Source organism: Streptomyces sp. NPDC014006, from assembly GCF_043088925.1.
In the GTDB taxonomy this organism is placed as follows: domain Bacteria; phylum Actinomycetota; class Actinomycetes; order Streptomycetales; family Streptomycetaceae; genus Streptomyces.
Genome location: NZ_JBICAJ010000016.1, coordinates 33,205 through 49,398 on the forward strand (window position 1 = coordinate 33,205; position 16,194 = coordinate 49,398).

Below are 16,194 nucleotides of genomic sequence, written 5' to 3' on the forward strand. Positions count from 1 at the left end.
CATGCGCACCCCGCACGCTTCCGCCACAGCAAGCCGCACCCTGGGCCGGGTGTTCAAGGCCGTCGTGAGTCTGCTCGTCTTGGCCGGCGTGGTTGCCGGGCTGCCGCTGCTGCTGGCATGGGCGACCCCGGTCATCTGGGCCGCCAGCCACGATGACTTGGCACATCTGCTGAGCCGGCAGGACACGGGGGCAGCGTTCCTCATGCTGTTGGTCGTGGTCGGCTGGGTCGGTTGGGCCCAGTTCGCCTTCTGTGCCGTGCGTGAGCTTTTCGCCCAGCTCCGCGGCCGCGCCTGGCACGTGCCTCGCGGTCTTGGTGCATCGCAGCGGGCGGCAGCCGCGCTGATCGGCAGCATTCTGGTGCTGGTTCCCACCAGTTCGGCCCTGGCGTCGGAAGCGCAGGCCGCTCCGTCCGTTACAGCCGCCCGCCTACCCGGGCAGGCCCCGCCCTCGAGCTCTGAGCAGGCCTCGGCGACGGCGGCGAGCGCCTCAGCGGCCCATACGTACACGGTGCGCGATACACGGCCCGCGGAAAGCCTGTGGAGCATCGCCGAGCGGGAGCTGGGCGACGGCGAACGCTGGCGCGACATCGCGGCGCTGAACGAGGGACGCAGCATGCCAGACGGCCAGGTCTTCAAGTCCAACAGCTTCCTGCAGCCCGGTTGGCGGCTTCAGATGCCGGACCATGCCGTCCCGGCGGCCGGCCTCCGCACACAGATGGGAACTACTGCTCCCGCCGCTTCCGAAAAGGGCGAGCATCAGGTGACAGTCCACGCCGGCGAATACCTGTCGAAGATCGCTCAGGACGAGCTCGGTGACAGTGACGCGTGGCCGCAGCTGTTCGAGGCCAGCAGGGGCAAGCCTCAGCCGCAAGGCCTGCCCGAGATCACCGACCCCGACGTCATCTACGCGGGACAGCAGGTCACGGTGCCCGAGGCACGGCCCCACCAACCGGCTCAAGAGGGGGAGTCGGGTGGCCAGGAGACCACTCCCCCGGCCACCCGGAATCCCGACGGCAAGCAGAAGCCGGGCGACGGCGGCGAAGCGCCAACGCCCGTGCCCAGCAAGGCCACAGCGTCGGCCGCCGAGACGTCGGCACCCAGCGCAGCGGCCAGTCACTCTGCCGAGCCGCCGGGACAGGATCAATCGTCTGCGCCCGCCTCAGCGTCTACCGCGCCGAAGCCCAGCGCTAGCGCCTCCCCTTCTACCGCCTTTCCGTCACCGTCGGAGTCCTCCGGTTCTGCTGCTGTCCCAGGGACCACTCCAGCCAGCAGCAATGCTCTGAACCTGCGCATCGTGCTCGGCGCCGGCGCACTGCTGGCCGCCGCCATCACCGGCGCCCTCGCCCTGCGCAGAACGCTGCAGCGCCGCCGCCGCAAGCCCGGCGAGAAGATCGCCATCGCCTCGGAAACCTCGACAGCAGAAGCCCAACTGGCGGCGGCCGCCGAGCCGGCAGGCGCTGCCCGCCTGGACGTAGCCCTGCGGACGCTGGCCCGCCACGCTGCCCAGCAGCAGGAGGACACCGCCCTGCCGTCCCTACGGGCCGCCCGAATCGGGACGCGAGCAGTAGAGGTGCTGCCCGAGGACCTCGCCCAGGAACCGGTGACACCCTTCACCGCCGGACAGGGCGGCTGGTGGGTCCTGCCCGCCGACGCCGCCCTACTGAATGACGAGACCGCCCGCGAGGTACCGGCACCGTATCCGGGGCTGGTCACCATCGGCAGCACCAAGGCTGGCGACCTGCTGCTGCTCAACCTCGCAGCCCTCCCCGCGCTGCTGCTGGACGGCAACCCGGTCCACATCACCGAAGTGTGCACCTCGCTCGTGCTGGAACTCGGGATGAGTCCGTGGGCGGGCGACGTCGAGATCGTCACCGTGGGGTTCGGCGAGGACCTGCCACAGCTGCTGCCCACCGCGCGGATCGCCCACATGCGCCAGGCCGCGCACGCACTGCGTGATCTGAGTGAACGCCTGCTGGAAGCGCACCAGATGCCGGAAACCCAGCACCAGCCGTATCTACTGCTGTGCGCGTCCTCGCTGGACGAGGACACGGCCTGGCAGTTCGCCGACGTCATCGACCGGGCGAGGGGGCTGCCCGTCACCCTGATCGCCCCAGCCCGTACGGCGGCCGCGCACTTCCCTGAGGCGGAGATCCTCAACGCCTCTCTCAACGAGCCGCAAACCCTCGACTACGCGGGTACCGACATCACGGTGCAGCGCCTGGAACACGCCGCCTACCTCCAGATCACCACCGCCTTGAAAGTGTCCGGGCAGCCGCCCCACCCGGCCGAGGGGCCCTGGCAGGACGTTCCGGAGGAGATTGAGGGCATGCAGCACCCAGAGCAGGCGTCGTTTCAAACATCCGTCGCCCCTGCCGCCGCGATGCCAGCACCGGCCGCGGCAGCGCATGCGAGCGACGAGGTCTTCCCGGCCCTGCTCGCCGCCAGCCCTGATCCGGCTGGACTCCGTCTTCTCTCCCCCACCACGTCGTCGATGGAGGCCGACGGCCAAGCCGACCCGGATACCGAACCAGTGGTGCCTTGGGCCCCAGAGTCTCGGGCCGACGCGGACTGCGGCGAGACGGTACAAGCTGCGGAGGCCGACGTCCCGGCGACCGCCGTCGAGGAGCCGACGGTGCCCGAGGCGGAAGGATGCGAAGCGCACGATCTGCACGCCCCGGAGATCCGGGTCCTGGGGCCGGTTGAGGTGACGGGCGTCGACAGCACCGGGCACGGCCCGAGGATGGCGCAGCTCGCCGCCTTGCTGTACTTCCGGCGCGCGCGTAGCGCCGATGCCCTGTGCGCCGACATGGATCCCGTTAACCCTTGGTCGGTGAGCACCCTCAACGCCCGCTACCAAGGCCTGCGACGCTCGCTCGGTAGCGACCCTGACGGCAATCCGTATGTCCCGCGGCGCAGCTCCGGTGAAGACCCCTACCGACTCGCGTCCGGCGTGCGCTGCGACTGGAGCAATTTCCTTAGGCTCGTCGAACGTGCCCTACCGCTGGGGCCGGCGGGTCTGGAGGATCTCGAGAAGGCCTTGGCTCTCGTGCGTGGCAGGCCCTTTGGGGGCAAGCCCCTTCCGTGGGCGGAACCCCTGCAGCAGGAGATGATCACCCGGATCACCGATGTCGCTCATACTGTGGCCACCTACCGCCTACGTGTGGGGCCCCATCGTGACCTGAGCGCGGCCCGACAAGCCGTGGCAACTGGTCTCGACGTCGATGAGTCGGCGGAACTGCTCTACCGCGACTGGATGAGGATCGAGCACGCGGCTGGCAACCGTTCGGGACTGCATATCGCCATCACCCGGGTTCAGCAGGTCAATCGTGCCCTCGATTGCGACTTGGAGTTGGAAACCGCGCAACTCATCAATGACCTGCTCAACGGCTCCGCGGTCCAGGAGGCGACCGGATGACTTGGCGCCGGCGAAAGGAACCTGCTCCCCCGTACCAGGCGTGGACGCAGCTCGATGAACACCTCTGGCATACGTGTGCGATCCTCGCTGACTGGGTCGCCGATCGTCTGCATGTGCGGCCGCGCATCGCCACCCCGGCTCCCCTGTCGCAGGGAGAGCTGCCACTGGCCGTCGGCCACAGCGAGCGGATGACCTGGCAGGCAGTGGGCAATGGCAGCTACAACCACACCAGTGTGTTCGCGTTCGGCTCTCCCGCCTTCGTACTGGGCTCCCTGGCCGGAGCAGCAGTAGGAAACGCCTCCCGGCGTCGAGCAGCCCAGGACGCGGCTCGGCCTCGTTGGGTCCACTCCGGGATGGGCTACCTCACCGTGACCACACTCGGTTTCCACTTCAGCCACCCGCAGGCCAGCATGCGGGTGCACTATGCCGGGCTCGACAGCATCGACTTGATTGCCCCTGACCTTTGCCAAGTCGCGTTCCACGATCAATTCGACAACCGGCCACTGCTGGCACAGCTGCGAACCCCGTGGGCGTCTCTTCTGTTCGTTCTCGCCGCGCTCAGCACGTTCCCTTCCCATCCTCGCCTGGTCAGCGGTGGATGGCTGCCGCCGGGTTTCATGATCCGATGCGCACAGCTCGGCCGGCCCTGCCCTCTGCCTCCTTCGCTTCTCTCGCCCGGCCCATAAGGGCTGCTGCACAGTCACAGGCGCCCTCCCTCACGTGGTGGGGCGCCTGGCGGTCACGATGACCTCCGTGACGAACAGTGACCCATCACCCGGATCCCGCGGTCAAGCCCAGTGACGGCTGCGCACACCACTGTGTGCACTGGCTACGCAAGAGGCATCCCAGCTGCGCAATCCTGGCCTGACCTGCGGCTTCTCGATTGCGCAGCCGTTGACTCTGACTGGTCGCTGGTGTACAGCAACTCACAAGGCGCGACTTGTCACTGCTGTTGCTGCGCCTGGTGGCGGGTCAGTGCCTGCCAGCGCCGCTCAAAGTCGACGACCTGCTCGGCGATGTAGTCGGCGGTGAGGGGCTTGTTGTGCTGCGCGGTGATCCCGTGGGATGCGCACTCCTGCACAATGGCGTCGAGTGACGAAGCTTGGTTGCGCAGGCGGTGTTCCGCCCAGACGTTGTAGATCCGAAACGGCAAGAGGTAGCGGCGCAGGGTGGACGGGCTGACCGGTTTCCCACCCCGCCCGGTCATGCCCTTCTCGGATGCAAGGTAGGCGGAGAGCTGCTCGGCCTTGGGTTCCTCACCGTGTTCGGTCTGGTACTGCGTCCAGGCGAGGTAGTAGCGGTCGACGGTGGTGAGCGGGGTGGACTCCCAGGCCGGGTCGTCTGCTCCCGCCGAGTCGTTGATGGCGGCGCTCACCGTGTGGTTGCGGTTCTCCTTGGCGGGGTGAGCACCTGCACCGACCGGAGCCTCCTCATGCCCCTCCTGGTTCGGGACGCGGTCACCTGAAGGCCCATCTGCAGCAGGATCGGTGGCTTCCTCGTCGGCGGGCGACTCCTTACCGGCGAACTCCCGCTCTCGGAAAGATGCGACGAATCCCTCCAGCTCTTCCCCCATGACGGGTCGGCCGGCGGCGCTGGTGATCTGGTCGCGTTCGTAGACGTATGCGGCGAGGGCGGCGGCATCGGGGTAGGCACCGTGCTCTTGCGTGTACGCAAGCCAGGCGTTGTAGAAGTAGTCGCTCCACTCGTCATCCGCCTCTTGGGGAGCCTGGTCGGTGCTGTTCTCAGCTGAGGCCTTGTGACGCTGCTTGAGGAGCCGCAGCAGCGGTTCGAGTTGCTCGTCGGACAGCGGCCCACCGGCCGCGGTGGCGATGCCGTACTGGTCCTGGAGCCATAGAGCGAACTGCGCACTGGTGGGCTCGATCCCGAAGGCGGCCATCCAGTCCTGATAGGCGCCTGCAAGGCGCTGCGCGTTCTTTCTGTCTCCGGGGTCGTTCTCAGGCGCCAGGTGTTCAGCGCGCGTCTGCTTCCCTGGCCGCGGGTCCGCGTCGCTCACCGGCGGCAGTTCCCTCTGCGGGTCGACAGCGGCCTCGTGCTCGGGGATCTGGTGCTGCGCCGGAACGGGGGCCCTCTCGACGGTGAACCGTATTGGCGGCTCGTCAATGCCCGCGGCGGCCAGCCCGGCCGGCGCTGTCTCCGCCAGGGGGACTCCGTAGCGGGCCAGACGGAGCGGCATCAGCGACTCCACCGGAGCCTTGCGACGCCAGGCGCGGCCGAAACGGGAGCGGAGGCTCGTCTGGTAGACGAGGCGCTCCTGCTCGAGCTTGATGACCTGCTCGTAGGAGCGCAACTCCCACAGCTTCATTCGGCGCCACAGCAGGAACGTTGGCAGCGGTGAGAGGAGCCAGCGAGTGAGGCGGACGCCTTCCATGTGCCTGTCGGCGGTGATGTCGGCGATCCGGCCGACGGCGTGGCGCGCGGCTTCGACCGCAACGACGAACAGGACGGGGATCACCGCATGCATGCCGACACCCAGCGGGTCAGGCCATGCCGCTGCCCCGTTGAAGGCGATGGTCGCGGCCGTCAGAAGCCAGGCCGTCTGCCGAAGGAGCGGGAAAGGGATGCGGATCCAGGTCAGCAGCAGGTCGAGAGCCAGGAGGACACAGATGCCAGCGTCGATGCCGATCGGCAAGACGTAGGAGAAGTCGCCGAAGCCCTTCTTCACCGCCAGTTCGCGGACTGCCGCGTACGAGCCTGCGAATCCGATACCAGCGATGATCACGGCACCTGCCACGACCACACCGATGAGGACCCGATGCGCTCGGGTCAGCTGGGGCATCACACCGTTCCCCGCAGCCACGTCCCACTCCCCCATGCCCTGTCTTACTGATGTGCCGGTCTCAGACTCCCACGACTTGATCACCATCTCAGCATCGTGTGAGCTCCCGAGCACCGATCGTCAGCAAACAGTGACCACCTCCTACCCCCTCGGTGTTCCGGACTTGTGGAGATGGATCACAATGGTGATCGCGGGTCGGTAGGCCCCGTACGGGACCATCTGGACATACGGCACCAGTCGGCCTGGTCGTGCTGGTTGCAGAGGTGATTGCGCCGCAATCACCTCGCGCCAACGCACCTGGCATCCTCTCGCCTTATAGGCTCGCCGCCGCGCCCCCAGTTTCTGCACCACCCCACACGGAGATGCCCATGGGTCAAAAGCCTGGTCTCAGCCGGAACCTCGCCGCGGAAAGGGCCGCACGCAAGGCGGCTACTCAGCAGGCGCGTCTCGTCCCGCAGGGCCTGCCCACCGTCCACCCGGACAAGCTGATGCCGAGCCCGGAGAACGGCCGCAAGGAACTGCTGAAGATCGAGGAACTGGCGGAGACACTCATCACCGACGGGATGAACACCGCCATGACGGTGATCCCGCCGGACGTTTACACCACCATCTACCCCCAGCACAAAGACACGGTCGACAAGCATGTCGCCGAAGGTGTCCTCTTCGTCGTCCATCACGGGCACCGGCGCCTGGCCGCTGCGAAGCTGGCCGGACTGACCGAAGTCCCCATCTTGGTCCGGAACGATGTACCGAGCCTTCGTATTGCAGCAATCCAGGAGAACCTGCAGCGGATGGGTCTCAACCCCATCGAAGAAGGCATGGAGTTCCACGAAGCCCTCGCCGAGAAGGACGAGTCAGGCAAGCAGCTCTCGCAGCGGGAACTCGCCCGCCGTGTTGGCTGCTCCCAGACATACGTGTCCCACCGGCTGGCACTCCTCAAGCTCGTGCCTCCTCTACAGCAGGCCGTCATCGACCACTGGCTCAAGGAGCAGCGCCTGCTCGAGGACGAGGCGAGCGAGGAAGAGACCGAGCGACGCCTCCTGCTGCCTGTCCGCGAGGCCGCAACGGTGTACGCAAGGCTGCGCCCTGACCTCCAGGAGTCATACGTACGGGGCGAACTGACGTTGGCACAGGCTTCGCTGATCAGTAAGGAGCCGATCGACGAACAGACCATCCCTGCGGCTAACGGGGACACCACCGGTGATGGCGCGCCAAGCACGGACGAAGGACGCGGAACTCACGTCCCCGAGCAGCGCTCGGAAGACTCGGCCTCTCAGAGCAGCGAGGGGGATACCTCGCCGGCACGTCCAGCATCTCCTTCTTCGGCGCAGCCCGCAGACAGGCAGCAGAACAGCAGGGACGACAACCAGGCAGTTGCACCGGCAGCAGTCCTGGCTCCCGTAGCGACTGCAGAGGAACCTCGTGGAGTGATCGTCGTTCGCGGTGTGGAGGCTCTGGCCCGCGAGATCAAGGAACTGCTCAGCGGGGACGAGATCGAGGAGCTGAAGAATTTGCTCACCTCCTAGACCGTAGCCACCCTCATGCCTCACACACACGCCTCCCAGGAACGACTAGTTCTCACCAGCAGGCGCGGGTAGCGTGCGTGCCGGCATTGCACCGCTCCGGGGCGGCATCAGTTCGCTGCTTGCGACGGCCCCGTGATTGCGCCGCAATCACCACACCGATCACGTCCGCTCCGAGCAGCAAGCCTCCCCGACGAGACGTTCCCTGCCCCGCGCGATCCGCTCCTGCGCGATTGCGCCGCAATCACCCACGAAGGATCACCACCGTGCCAGCACCCTCCCAGACTTCTAACGCCGCAGGCTCCAGCCGAATCACCCGCGTTCTCTCGCTCACCAACCAGAGCGGAGGTGCCGGCAAAACGACGTCCGCGGTCAACATCGGCGCCTGTGCTGCGGACCTCGGCTACTCAGTTCTCGTCATCGATGCCGACGCCCAGTGCGATGCGTCCGCAGCCCTGGGATACGACGAGCCCGACACCATGACGAACCAGGCCAATCTTTACGACGTCCTCACCGGCGCCGCCAAAATCGATGAAGCCATCGTTCCCGCTCTGGCCGGCCCATACGGGGAAGACACCACCAAGACCATCCCCAACCTGTCCCTGGTCCTCGGCTCCGGCTCACTTGAGGAGGCCGAACAACTCCTCGGACCGAAGACCGGCCGTGAGTTCTGGCTGAGGAAGCAGATCGACCGCATCCGTGACGCCTACGACCTGATCCTCGTCGACTGCCCGGGCAACCTCGGCCTGCTCGTCGTCAACGCCATCGTCGCCTCAGACGAGATCGTGGCCTGCGTCAAGCCAGGCTGGAAGGAGCTGCGAGCCCTGACCCGCATGGAAGCGAAGATCGACGACATCAGGGACACCTTCTCCGCCATGGGCGCGCAGGCCGAACTCGCGAACATCCTGATCGTGGACTGCCCGACCACCCGCAACCAGGGCGCCGTATATGACGACAGCCAGCAGCAAGCCAAGGAAGCCTACGAGGAACTCGTCCTGCCGACCGTGCGCCGCAGCCCCCGCATTCCCGAGGCCTACGCAGCGCAGAAAGTTCTGCGCTTCTACGACCCTGTCACCGAAAATCCGACGAAACTGACGGACGCAACGGCGTCCTCAGCGACAGACGACTACTACCTTGTGACCCAGGCTCTGGGCTTCACGCGCCAGTGACTGATTGCGCCGCAATCACCAGGACGCCAACATGGCCTGCACTGGGTTAGACCTCCCCATGATCGGTCGCCCGAGGCCGAAAGGTCTGGTTCCACGCGTACAACGCTGGTCCCCGGCCTTTCGGCACATCCCAAAGATCACGCCCTGGCAATCACAGCCAAAATAGCGGGATGACCGACCAACAGGACCGGAAACCCGTCTCTGCTGCTGACTAGTTGCGTGCCGAGATCGAGGGCCTCGTTGCCCGTATCAGGCAGGCCCTTGACGCGAATCGGGATAACACGGCTTTTCACCCCGTCATGTTGCTTGGGGGAGCGGAGAAGGCCGGCCAGGAACTCAGCTACCTCCACGGGCAACGTCACGGCGCTCCTGCAGAAGCAGGATGTGGAAGCAGCCATCAAGCAGCGACGACGACTGCAGAGGCTGGCAGTGATCGCCGTCCCTAGCGCTCCCGTCGCTCAAGATGAGAAGCCAGGGGAAGCAAACCTGGCCGCAGCCGACACCAAGAGCAAGCGCCCAGCACCGCCTTCGCTGAGCTTCCCCCGGTGACCAATGGCATCGACTACCTTCGGAGCGTCGTTGATCACCTCACTGCGAGCGCAGAACCCACACCTCGTGACCTCAAGTACGCGGTTCTCCACCTGTATGCAGCCACCGAGGTACTGCTGAAAGCCCGACTCAGACAAGAGCACTGGTCCTTGGTCCGGGCCGATGCCAGGAACGCCACGATCAAGCACGAGAGGCGGAAACTTTCAAAGCTGCGGAGCCGGCGAAGCCATCAAGCGACTCGATGACATCCTCGACATCCGAGTGAGCGACGACAGCGTGAAGGCCATCGAGCGACTCGGCAGGAACCGAAACAGCCACGATGGCGCTGGCCAGTACCACGTTCAGTCAACATCGACGCTGGGTGGATCTGGGCGGACTGATCCAGCGCGCCTCACTCACGATCGGCTGGACCTGGCAGACGCTGCTCGCCGTGCGCATTCTCCACACCTGACGGTTGTCCCATACTCGCTGGTCACAGCAGAGATGATCTTTCGATGGCTGGTGTGATCACGGCGTCGGAGCCGTCTTGGATAGACCCCTTCACCGGGCTGAGCCCGCGATGCTTCACCAAGTTGGTGAGCGCACTGCGGCGCGAGGGCGCGGACGCGGTCCGTAAAGGTCGGCCGTGGAGCCTGCCGCTGGAGGACCGACTCTTGCTCGTGACGGCCTACTGGCGCACGAACTTGATGATGCGACAGCTCGCCCCGCTGTTCGGCATCTCAAAGTCCGCAGCCGACCGCATCATCGACCACCTCGGCCCCAAGCTCGCGCTCCAGGTACGCAAGCGATTTCGCAAGGGCGCCGTACTCATCGTCGACGGCACTCTCGTACCCACTCGGGACCACACCGTCGCCGGGCAGTCGAAGAACTACAGGTACTCCACCAACCACCAGGTCGTGATCGACGCCGACACGCGCCTGGTCGTCATGGTCGGCCGACCGCTTCCGGGTAACCGCGCCGACTGCAAGGGTATGGACGGAATCCGGCGCCAAGGCCGCCGTTGGCAGGACCACCACGATCGCCGACGGCGGCTATCCCGGCACAGGGCTCGTCATGCCGCATCGCCGGCGCAAAGGCGAAGAGCTGCCCGAATGGAAGCAGGCACACAACAAGTCCCACAAACAGGTCCGCGCCCGTGTCGAGCAGGTCTTCGCCCGGATGAAGGGCTGGAAGATCTTGCGCGACTGCCGCATCAAAGGTGACGGCGTCCACCACGCCATGCGCGGGATCGCCCGCCTGCACAACCTCGCCCTCGCCGGATAGATGAGCAAGCCGCGCCAGGGAGACCCGGGTCCAACCCGACTCGAAGATCAATGCGGGACAGCCCTTAGGGAGCCCTAGTCACGGCCCGGGCGGGACGACGGGATTGTCCAGTCGGTTCGCAACATGTGCCAGATGAATGCGTTCAGGCCGTCCTGCGAACAGGTAAAAAAGCGACTCAGGTACGTAACCGGGCCGTCGGAACCAGTTGGTCACCTTGGGCCCTATGCCCATGTTCTCGGCGATTTCGCCTAGAACCTGTTCCGTGTCGGTGTACATGTGTCCCATGCGCAGTCGCCCAACAGAGGCATTGAGCATGAATTCTTCCAGGACGGACACCCCGCCAGAGGTCCTGCTGGTGCCCCAGTTGCTCAGCGAGGCACTGGACTGGAGGATGTCGTTGACTACGTTGCCTGTCTGCACGTGGTGCCACAGGTCGAGCAGGGTCTCTTCAGTGCCGGGTCGCTTCAATTCCTCGGCTACGTTGACGAGGAAGCGGCCCATCAGCACGGCGTTGCGATCGACACGGACTGGGACTTGTGTGCCCAGTACGGCGAGAACGCCCTCCCGGAGGAGGAGGTCCGTCACGGTGACGGCGCCGGCTCCTCGGGGCGCCACGTGACAGGCGCTGAGCATGACCACCGGAGGCGCACTGCCTGGGGCAAAGCCCAGTTCAAGGCAAACCTCGTCTCCGATGATGAGGCCTGCGACGCTGCCCTTGTAAGTGCCGTGGGCGCTGATGATGAGGACATCGGGCCTGTAGTTGGCCACTGCGTGCCGCAGTTCGTCTGCGCTGAGTGTCTGTACTTCGTCGACCTTCAGTGAACTGCCCGCAGCCTCGATCACTTCGATGGAAGATTTCCAGCCTGTGCGCGAAAGTCGACCCACGGGGTCGCTTGTGGGGATGCACTCTGCGATCAGGACTCGTGCGCTGCCGTTCCAGTTCACGCTTGAGGGGGTGTCGATCTCGTGCTGAAGACTCCGAGTGAGAGGGATGAGCGGGCGATACGTGAGCGGCAGCCGTGTGTTCAGAGGGGAGGTATCGCCGGGTATCGTCAGCAGGCCGATGGGAAAGTTTGAGAACACTGTGAGCTGTGAAGCCCGTCGGATCAGCTCGATGACGTCTTGGCTCCACAGCGGCCTAGCGGCCTCGTCCAAGCGGGTGAGCAGCCTCCGGATGCTGGCGGGCTTCTCATTACCGACGAAGTGCTTTTCCAGCTCGGCGAGGGCCACGAAGGCCTCTCGCGGGACCGTCGGCATGACGAGACCGAGGCCACCTGTGGCCAGGGCGTGGTGGGTGGTGACGAACTCGATAGCTGAGCGTTCTACCTGGCCATCGGGACCCTCGTGCAGTCTTACCGACCAAGTTGACTGCTCTTCCGTTTCGTCAGGCGTTGAGAGATTGGCGCGCAGCTCGTTGTCATAAGCCGTGCGGAGGTAGGCAGGAGCGACACCCGGTAGCGCGAGCGTCAGGGGGAAGCTGAGGCGTGCAGCTTCCTGGGCCATTGTGCTCTCGAAGAGGCGCGCGGCCGTTTCAAATGATCTTTGCTCTCTCTCCAGGCGCGCAATTGTCGCGAGGAGGAGCTGTCCATACACTGCCTCGGCTACCGCGTCGGTGTCTCTGGCGGGCCCGGCCTCTTGCGTCGTCCACCCCATCTGTCGTGCGAGCTTGCGATGCGGGAGTGCGATCGGGGCTCTGTCGAGACGTCTGGTCAGGGTGAGCTCTTGGCGCAGCGGTTCGACGTCAGGGATGAAGCGTTCGTGGATCGCCTGCCAGTGGGCTGCCAGGCTCTCGTCGGTCAGGGATGCGTAACTGGCCGGGGGCAAGGCGAAGCCCATGCCTGCGGTGCGGTTCGCTGCCTCGTCCAGAATCGCTTCGGGGCACACGACCAGCGTTCGGTGCAGTCCGCGGAAGAAGCCATCCACGTACCGCTCATCGACGAGGTCCATGGGCATGAGCAGGATGTGGTGGTCAAGTTTGAGTTGCTGAATTTCTTTGAGGACAGCGGCACGTGTATCGACGAGATCCATGAGCGTGCTGGGTAGGTGGAGGGTGTACCAAAGGCCCGGCAGTGCAGCTGCAACGCTTCGCGACAGACCGTGAGGAACCGTGACACTCTTGCTGGCAGTCACGCTAAGTACTTCCGTCGCAAAGGGCGACGCGAGCACGTCGGTGCCGCCCTCTGGCGCAGGGAAGAGAACCATGTAGCCCAACGGCTGCTCAAAGGGTGAGCTCGGGTTCATGCCGGCTACCTCTGCACGTTCTGCCATGCGGCTCAGGATGCCCTAGCACTCAGGTGTTGGCCTTGTCCCAGCCGATACTCGACCAGCGAAGCGTTGGTTGCGACGGCACCGAAGGAGCACGGGCCCGTTCTTGGCTGAGCTGAGACGTCTCCCTGAACGTTGCCTTTGCGAGCTTCCCGCACCCCCCATGGAGACACTGACAACCCATCGGGGCTTCCGCACCGGACTCCATCGGACAACGGACAGGTGCAAACCCTGCCCATAACGGTACTGGCGCAGAGCACTTGTTCCGCAGCTGTCGTATTCCTGAGCAAGAAGGTCCTCAGCCGCCTCATACGCGGCGCTGGGCCGCGCGAATTCACTGGTCGGCAGAGGGGCCGGTACGGGATGCTGCACACGTGATCGAGCGAGAAGACGCCGTTCGGGCAGTCGAGGACCAGTTGGAGCGCGACTACGAGCAGTGGCGGGCTGTGAGCGCGGACGCGGTGAGGATGGCTGTGGTCCGTATCAAGCAGCACGAGCTGGTGTGGATCGTCTCCTGGCAGTCCGAGGACTTCGTACGCACCCGGAACTCGAAGTACGCGCTGATTGGCAATGGGCCGTATCTGGTCGACCGCGTCGATGGGGGACTGCACCAGATCGGCGTCGTCTCCGCGAAAACCGGGCAGTGGGAGGCCGACTACCGGGCTCGGATACGCGGGCTGCCGGTGCGCACTGCAGTGGACGATCTACACGATGCACTCCGCGGAGTCGCCGCTACGCGCGGACGGATGCACGCTGTGCGGACACTGCGCCAGAGGCTGCCTGTGCTCTCGCCCGCGGAGGCCCTCGAGTACGTGAGCGCGTTGCGGGAGGGTGATGCACCTGCCCGCCTCGTGGCCGTCGCCACCAAGGAACTCGTGGAGCCCCTCAAGCCGGTACTTGCGGTGAAGACCATCCTGAGCGGGGCGGTGATCCGAGCCGGTCAGAGACCCGAGGGGTGACTGGAAAGCCAGTCGGCGTGCCGATTGCGCATCCGGTCCCGTTCTTCGGGTGTGGTGAGGAAGACGTCGGCGCCACCGTCGTAGGGGTGGTGGATGCGCTGCATGCGGGTGTCGGTGATGAGGACTCCCGCCACCTTGTCGTCGGCGGTATCTCGGAGCAAGTCGTCAATGCAGCCGCGCTGCAGGGCCGGCGGGCGGCGAAGAGGTGGCAGTACGTGCGGAACTCAGGGTCGGGATCGTCCTGCACCAGCAGGCTCTGCCAATACCCCGTTTTGGGTTCCCCTCACGGAACCTCGGCTTCGGACGTCCGGTGCGGAGTGATGACGTACACATCTGCACCGGCGAACAACTCGTCGAGGATGGTGTTGTAACGCTCCAGGACGACGGTGTACTCGCTCTCGTCCTCCGCGTACCGCGGGACGTGCTGCTGCAGACGTTGTGATTCGTGGCTGTGGGTTCCGGTGACTACGGGGCGACCGAGGGAGGCGAGGGTCTGGGCGAGGCATGCAGGCAGCACGTTCTGGAGGGGTTCTGGACTCTTGTCCAGATCGGGCTCACGGGTGCTGCGGAAGATGCCGAAACGGTGGCGGACATCTGTGAGTCCTTGGGGCTGGGCGATGACAAAGCCGCCTTCTACCAGGCTGAGCTTCGCGACCGTAGCCGCGCGAACACCAAGCGCGGGCGACGCGTCTAATGCTGCGAAGGTCAGGGTGGTTGGGCGAGGACGAGGGTTCGTAAATAGGGGGAAGCAAGCGCGGCCGTATGAGGAGGTACGGCGTGCCGGCGGGAATGCCCAGGTCATCCCGCCATCGCTCCCACTCGGTCGGGCGAAGGCGCAGGTAGCCTGCGGGTTCCACCAACTCGGACAGATCCCTCGTGGTGAAGTGGGTTGACCAGGTTGCAAGCCGCAACACTCGCGGACCGTAGATCATCGCAGCCAATGGCATGGCGCGCAGAAGTCGGAGCCGTCGGACAGAGTCGATGCCCGGCGGGCGGACAGCAGCTCACGCCAGAGTGACGTCCATGCCGCCCTGGGCCAGGACCTCGAGGACCACGCCAAACAGGTCGTAGGGCTGGCCGTCCGGTGTCAGGGCATGGGACAGGTGCTCGCGTGCTGTCGCGGCTTCGCGCCAGAGCAGGGTTGCGGGGGCGGTGTAGCCGAAGGTGCCGCGCAGGCAGTCGTCGAGGGCGGCAAGACAGCCGCCGAAGTAGCCACCCGCCCCGTTCACCGCCTCGCCGAGCGCCAGGTAGAGGCCCGGTTCGTCGGTGACGTGTCGGCCGTCGAGTTCGTAGGCGTGACCGGCCGACCGGTCACGGTGGGTGCGCCGGCAGGCCCGCTCTCGGACGAGGTCGAGCCAGGCTCCGCGGCGCCGGGTGTCGAGGCCGACCCAGGCACCCTGGGTGTCCGGCGGTCCGGTGAACCACCGCTCCCAGATGGGCCGGGCGTATTCGGGAACGGGCGTGAAGAGCTCTCCGTCGAGTTCCAGGTCGATCCGGTCCGTCCCGTAGGAGGATGGGCGCCAGGCGCTGACTCTGGCCCAGAGCAGGCGTTCGGTGAGCGGCTCGCCGTGGTCGTCCTGTATCTCCAGGGCGGCCTGCTCCAGGTCCAGCGCCCGCCGGGTGCCCTTCATCAGTGCTGCCCGCAGTTGATCACCCTGGGTGAGCCCCCGCAGGACGAGTGGGGGCGCCGACTGTTTGGGCGGCAGGACGCGGGTGAATTCTCGGCAGGAGCCCAGCCAGCGGTGCCCGTCGTGCACGCGAGCTCGGCCCCTGTGTCCCTCGGGTGGGCCTTCGTAGTCGTCCAGGCCGGTGAGTACGAGACTGTCTGTCCCCAGGGCCTGGCCGACGCTCTCCGCGTCCTCCAGCAGCCAGGGACCGAGCGTCTCATCGTCCGGCACCAGCCACACTCGGTCGCCGACCCAACCGCGCACTTCTGCCTGTGGAACCCAGCCGAACAGCTCGTAGGTCCCCCGCTGGGGCTTCCCGAACAGCCCTTCCACCTCGGCGCAGACGCCCCCGGCATGCCTGTGCTCCTCCTCAGCCAGCGTGTACCGCGCGCGCCCGCGATGGCCCTCGTCTTCATGCACGGTGGGAATCATGCCGGGACCAGGTTTCCACGGCGAAGGCATTTTCCGCGTGGTCGGTCGCTAACCGGCGGCTGGAGTCAACGCATAGAGCCTCCACCGATCCCGGAGCGGTTCACTGTCACGGAACCGACGAGGTTGAATGGTTCCATGGCGAGACGAAGGCGGGA

At 65.9% G+C, this 16,194-nt stretch carries 11 protein-coding genes and 1 pseudogene; 6 read left to right on the top strand and 6 right to left on the bottom strand.

What is annotated here, in order from left to right:
• Position 1: 1 nt before the first annotated feature.
• The gene (locus tag ACF1GV_RS37060) at positions 2-3,415 is read left to right on the top strand and encodes a hypothetical protein (RefSeq protein ID WP_391690242.1); all 3,414 of its coding nucleotides are present in this window, start codon (positions 2-4) and stop codon (positions 3,413-3,415) included.
• Positions 3,412-4,101, top strand: a complete 690-nt coding sequence (locus ACF1GV_RS37065) for a hypothetical protein (RefSeq protein WP_391690245.1) — start codon at positions 3,412-3,414, stop codon at positions 4,099-4,101. Before ACF1GV_RS37060 ends, ACF1GV_RS37065 begins: the two co-directional genes overlap by 4 nt.
• 257 nt (positions 4,102-4,358) lie before the next feature.
• On the opposite strand, the gene ACF1GV_RS37070 is transcribed toward ACF1GV_RS37065, so the two are convergent.
• Entirely contained in the window at positions 4,359-6,212 is a 1,854-nt protein-coding gene (locus ACF1GV_RS37070; protein WP_391690476.1) for a DUF2637 domain-containing protein, read from the bottom strand.
• A gap of 368 nt (positions 6,213-6,580) precedes the next feature.
• Between ACF1GV_RS37070 and ACF1GV_RS37075 the strand changes: the two genes are divergently transcribed.
• Together ACF1GV_RS37075 and ACF1GV_RS37080 are read left to right on the top strand one after the other, a co-directional pair.
• Positions 6,581-7,738 (top strand): ParB/RepB/Spo0J family partition protein, encoded by a 1,158-nt coding sequence (locus ACF1GV_RS37075; protein WP_391690248.1) that lies wholly within the window; start codon positions 6,581-6,583, stop codon positions 7,736-7,738.
• A 263-nt stretch (positions 7,739-8,001) separates the two neighbouring features.
• Entirely contained in the window at positions 8,002-8,904 is a 903-nt protein-coding gene (locus tag ACF1GV_RS37080) for a ParA family protein (RefSeq protein WP_391690251.1), read from the top strand.
• Between the two features lie 137 nt (positions 8,905-9,041).
• Here the strand turns inward: ACF1GV_RS37080 and ACF1GV_RS37085 are convergent, their stop codons facing one another.
• On the bottom strand, positions 9,042-9,266 hold the full coding sequence (locus ACF1GV_RS37085; protein WP_391690254.1) for a hypothetical protein: 225 nt from the start codon (positions 9,264-9,266) through the stop codon (positions 9,042-9,044).
• An 873-nt stretch (positions 9,267-10,139) separates the two neighbouring features.
• On the opposite strand from ACF1GV_RS37085, the pseudogene ACF1GV_RS37090 reads away from it, so the two are divergent.
• Positions 10,140-10,716: pseudogene (locus ACF1GV_RS37090) on the top strand (transposase).
• Positions 10,717-10,794: 78 nt separating this feature from the next.
• On the opposite strand, the gene ACF1GV_RS37095 reads toward ACF1GV_RS37090, so the two are convergent.
• Positions 10,795-12,984 carry a CHAT domain-containing protein gene (locus tag ACF1GV_RS37095; RefSeq protein ID WP_391690257.1) on the bottom strand — a complete coding sequence of 730 codons (2,190 nt, stop codon included), beginning with the start codon at positions 12,982-12,984 and terminating at the stop codon, positions 10,795-10,797.
• Between the two features lie 371 nt (positions 12,985-13,355).
• Between ACF1GV_RS37095 and ACF1GV_RS37100 the strand changes: the two genes are divergently transcribed.
• Positions 13,356-13,940, top strand: a complete 585-nt coding sequence (locus ACF1GV_RS37100) for a YrhB domain-containing protein (protein WP_391690260.1) — start codon at positions 13,356-13,358, stop codon at positions 13,938-13,940.
• Here ACF1GV_RS37100 and ACF1GV_RS37105 read toward each other — a convergent pair.
• From ACF1GV_RS37105 to ACF1GV_RS37115, 3 genes are all read right to left on the bottom strand, one after another.
• Positions 13,922-14,101 carry a hypothetical protein gene (locus tag ACF1GV_RS37105; RefSeq protein WP_391690263.1) on the bottom strand — a complete coding sequence of 60 codons (180 nt, stop codon included), beginning with the start codon at positions 14,099-14,101 and terminating at the stop codon, positions 13,922-13,924. The two genes, ACF1GV_RS37100 and ACF1GV_RS37105, sit on opposite strands and share 19 nt — an antisense overlap.
• A gap of 122 nt (positions 14,102-14,223) precedes the next feature.
• The gene (locus ACF1GV_RS37110; protein ID WP_391690265.1) at positions 14,224-14,742 is read right to left on the bottom strand and encodes a hypothetical protein; all 519 of its coding nucleotides are present in this window, start codon (positions 14,740-14,742) and stop codon (positions 14,224-14,226) included.
• Between the two features lie 202 nt (positions 14,743-14,944).
• Positions 14,945-16,039 carry a barstar family protein gene (locus tag ACF1GV_RS37115; protein ID WP_391690268.1) on the bottom strand — a complete coding sequence of 365 codons (1,095 nt, stop codon included), beginning with the start codon at positions 16,037-16,039 and terminating at the stop codon, positions 14,945-14,947.
• Between the last annotated feature and the right edge of the window lie 155 nt (positions 16,040-16,194).

Coding starts and splice junctions, on each gene's coding strand:
- ACF1GV_RS37060 (WP_391690242.1), top strand. CDS start 2: ATGCGCACCCCGCACGCTTCCGCCACAGCAAGCCGCACCCTGGGCCGG.
- ACF1GV_RS37065 (WP_391690245.1), top strand. CDS start 3,412: ATGACTTGGCGCCGGCGAAAGGAACCTGCTCCCCCGTACCAGGCGTGG.
- ACF1GV_RS37070 (WP_391690476.1), bottom strand. CDS start 6,212: ATGCCCCAGCTGACCCGAGCGCATCGGGTCCTCATCGGTGTGGTCGTG.
- ACF1GV_RS37075 (WP_391690248.1), top strand. CDS start 6,581: ATGGGTCAAAAGCCTGGTCTCAGCCGGAACCTCGCCGCGGAAAGGGCC.
- ACF1GV_RS37095 (WP_391690257.1), bottom strand. CDS start 12,984: ATGGCAGAACGTGCAGAGGTAGCCGGCATGAACCCGAGCTCACCCTTT.
- ACF1GV_RS37110 (WP_391690265.1), bottom strand. CDS start 14,742: ATGACCTGGGCATTCCCGCCGGCACGCCGTACCTCCTCATACGGCCGC.
- ACF1GV_RS37115 (WP_391690268.1), bottom strand. CDS start 16,039: ATGATTCCCACCGTGCATGAAGACGAGGGCCATCGCGGGCGCGCGCGG.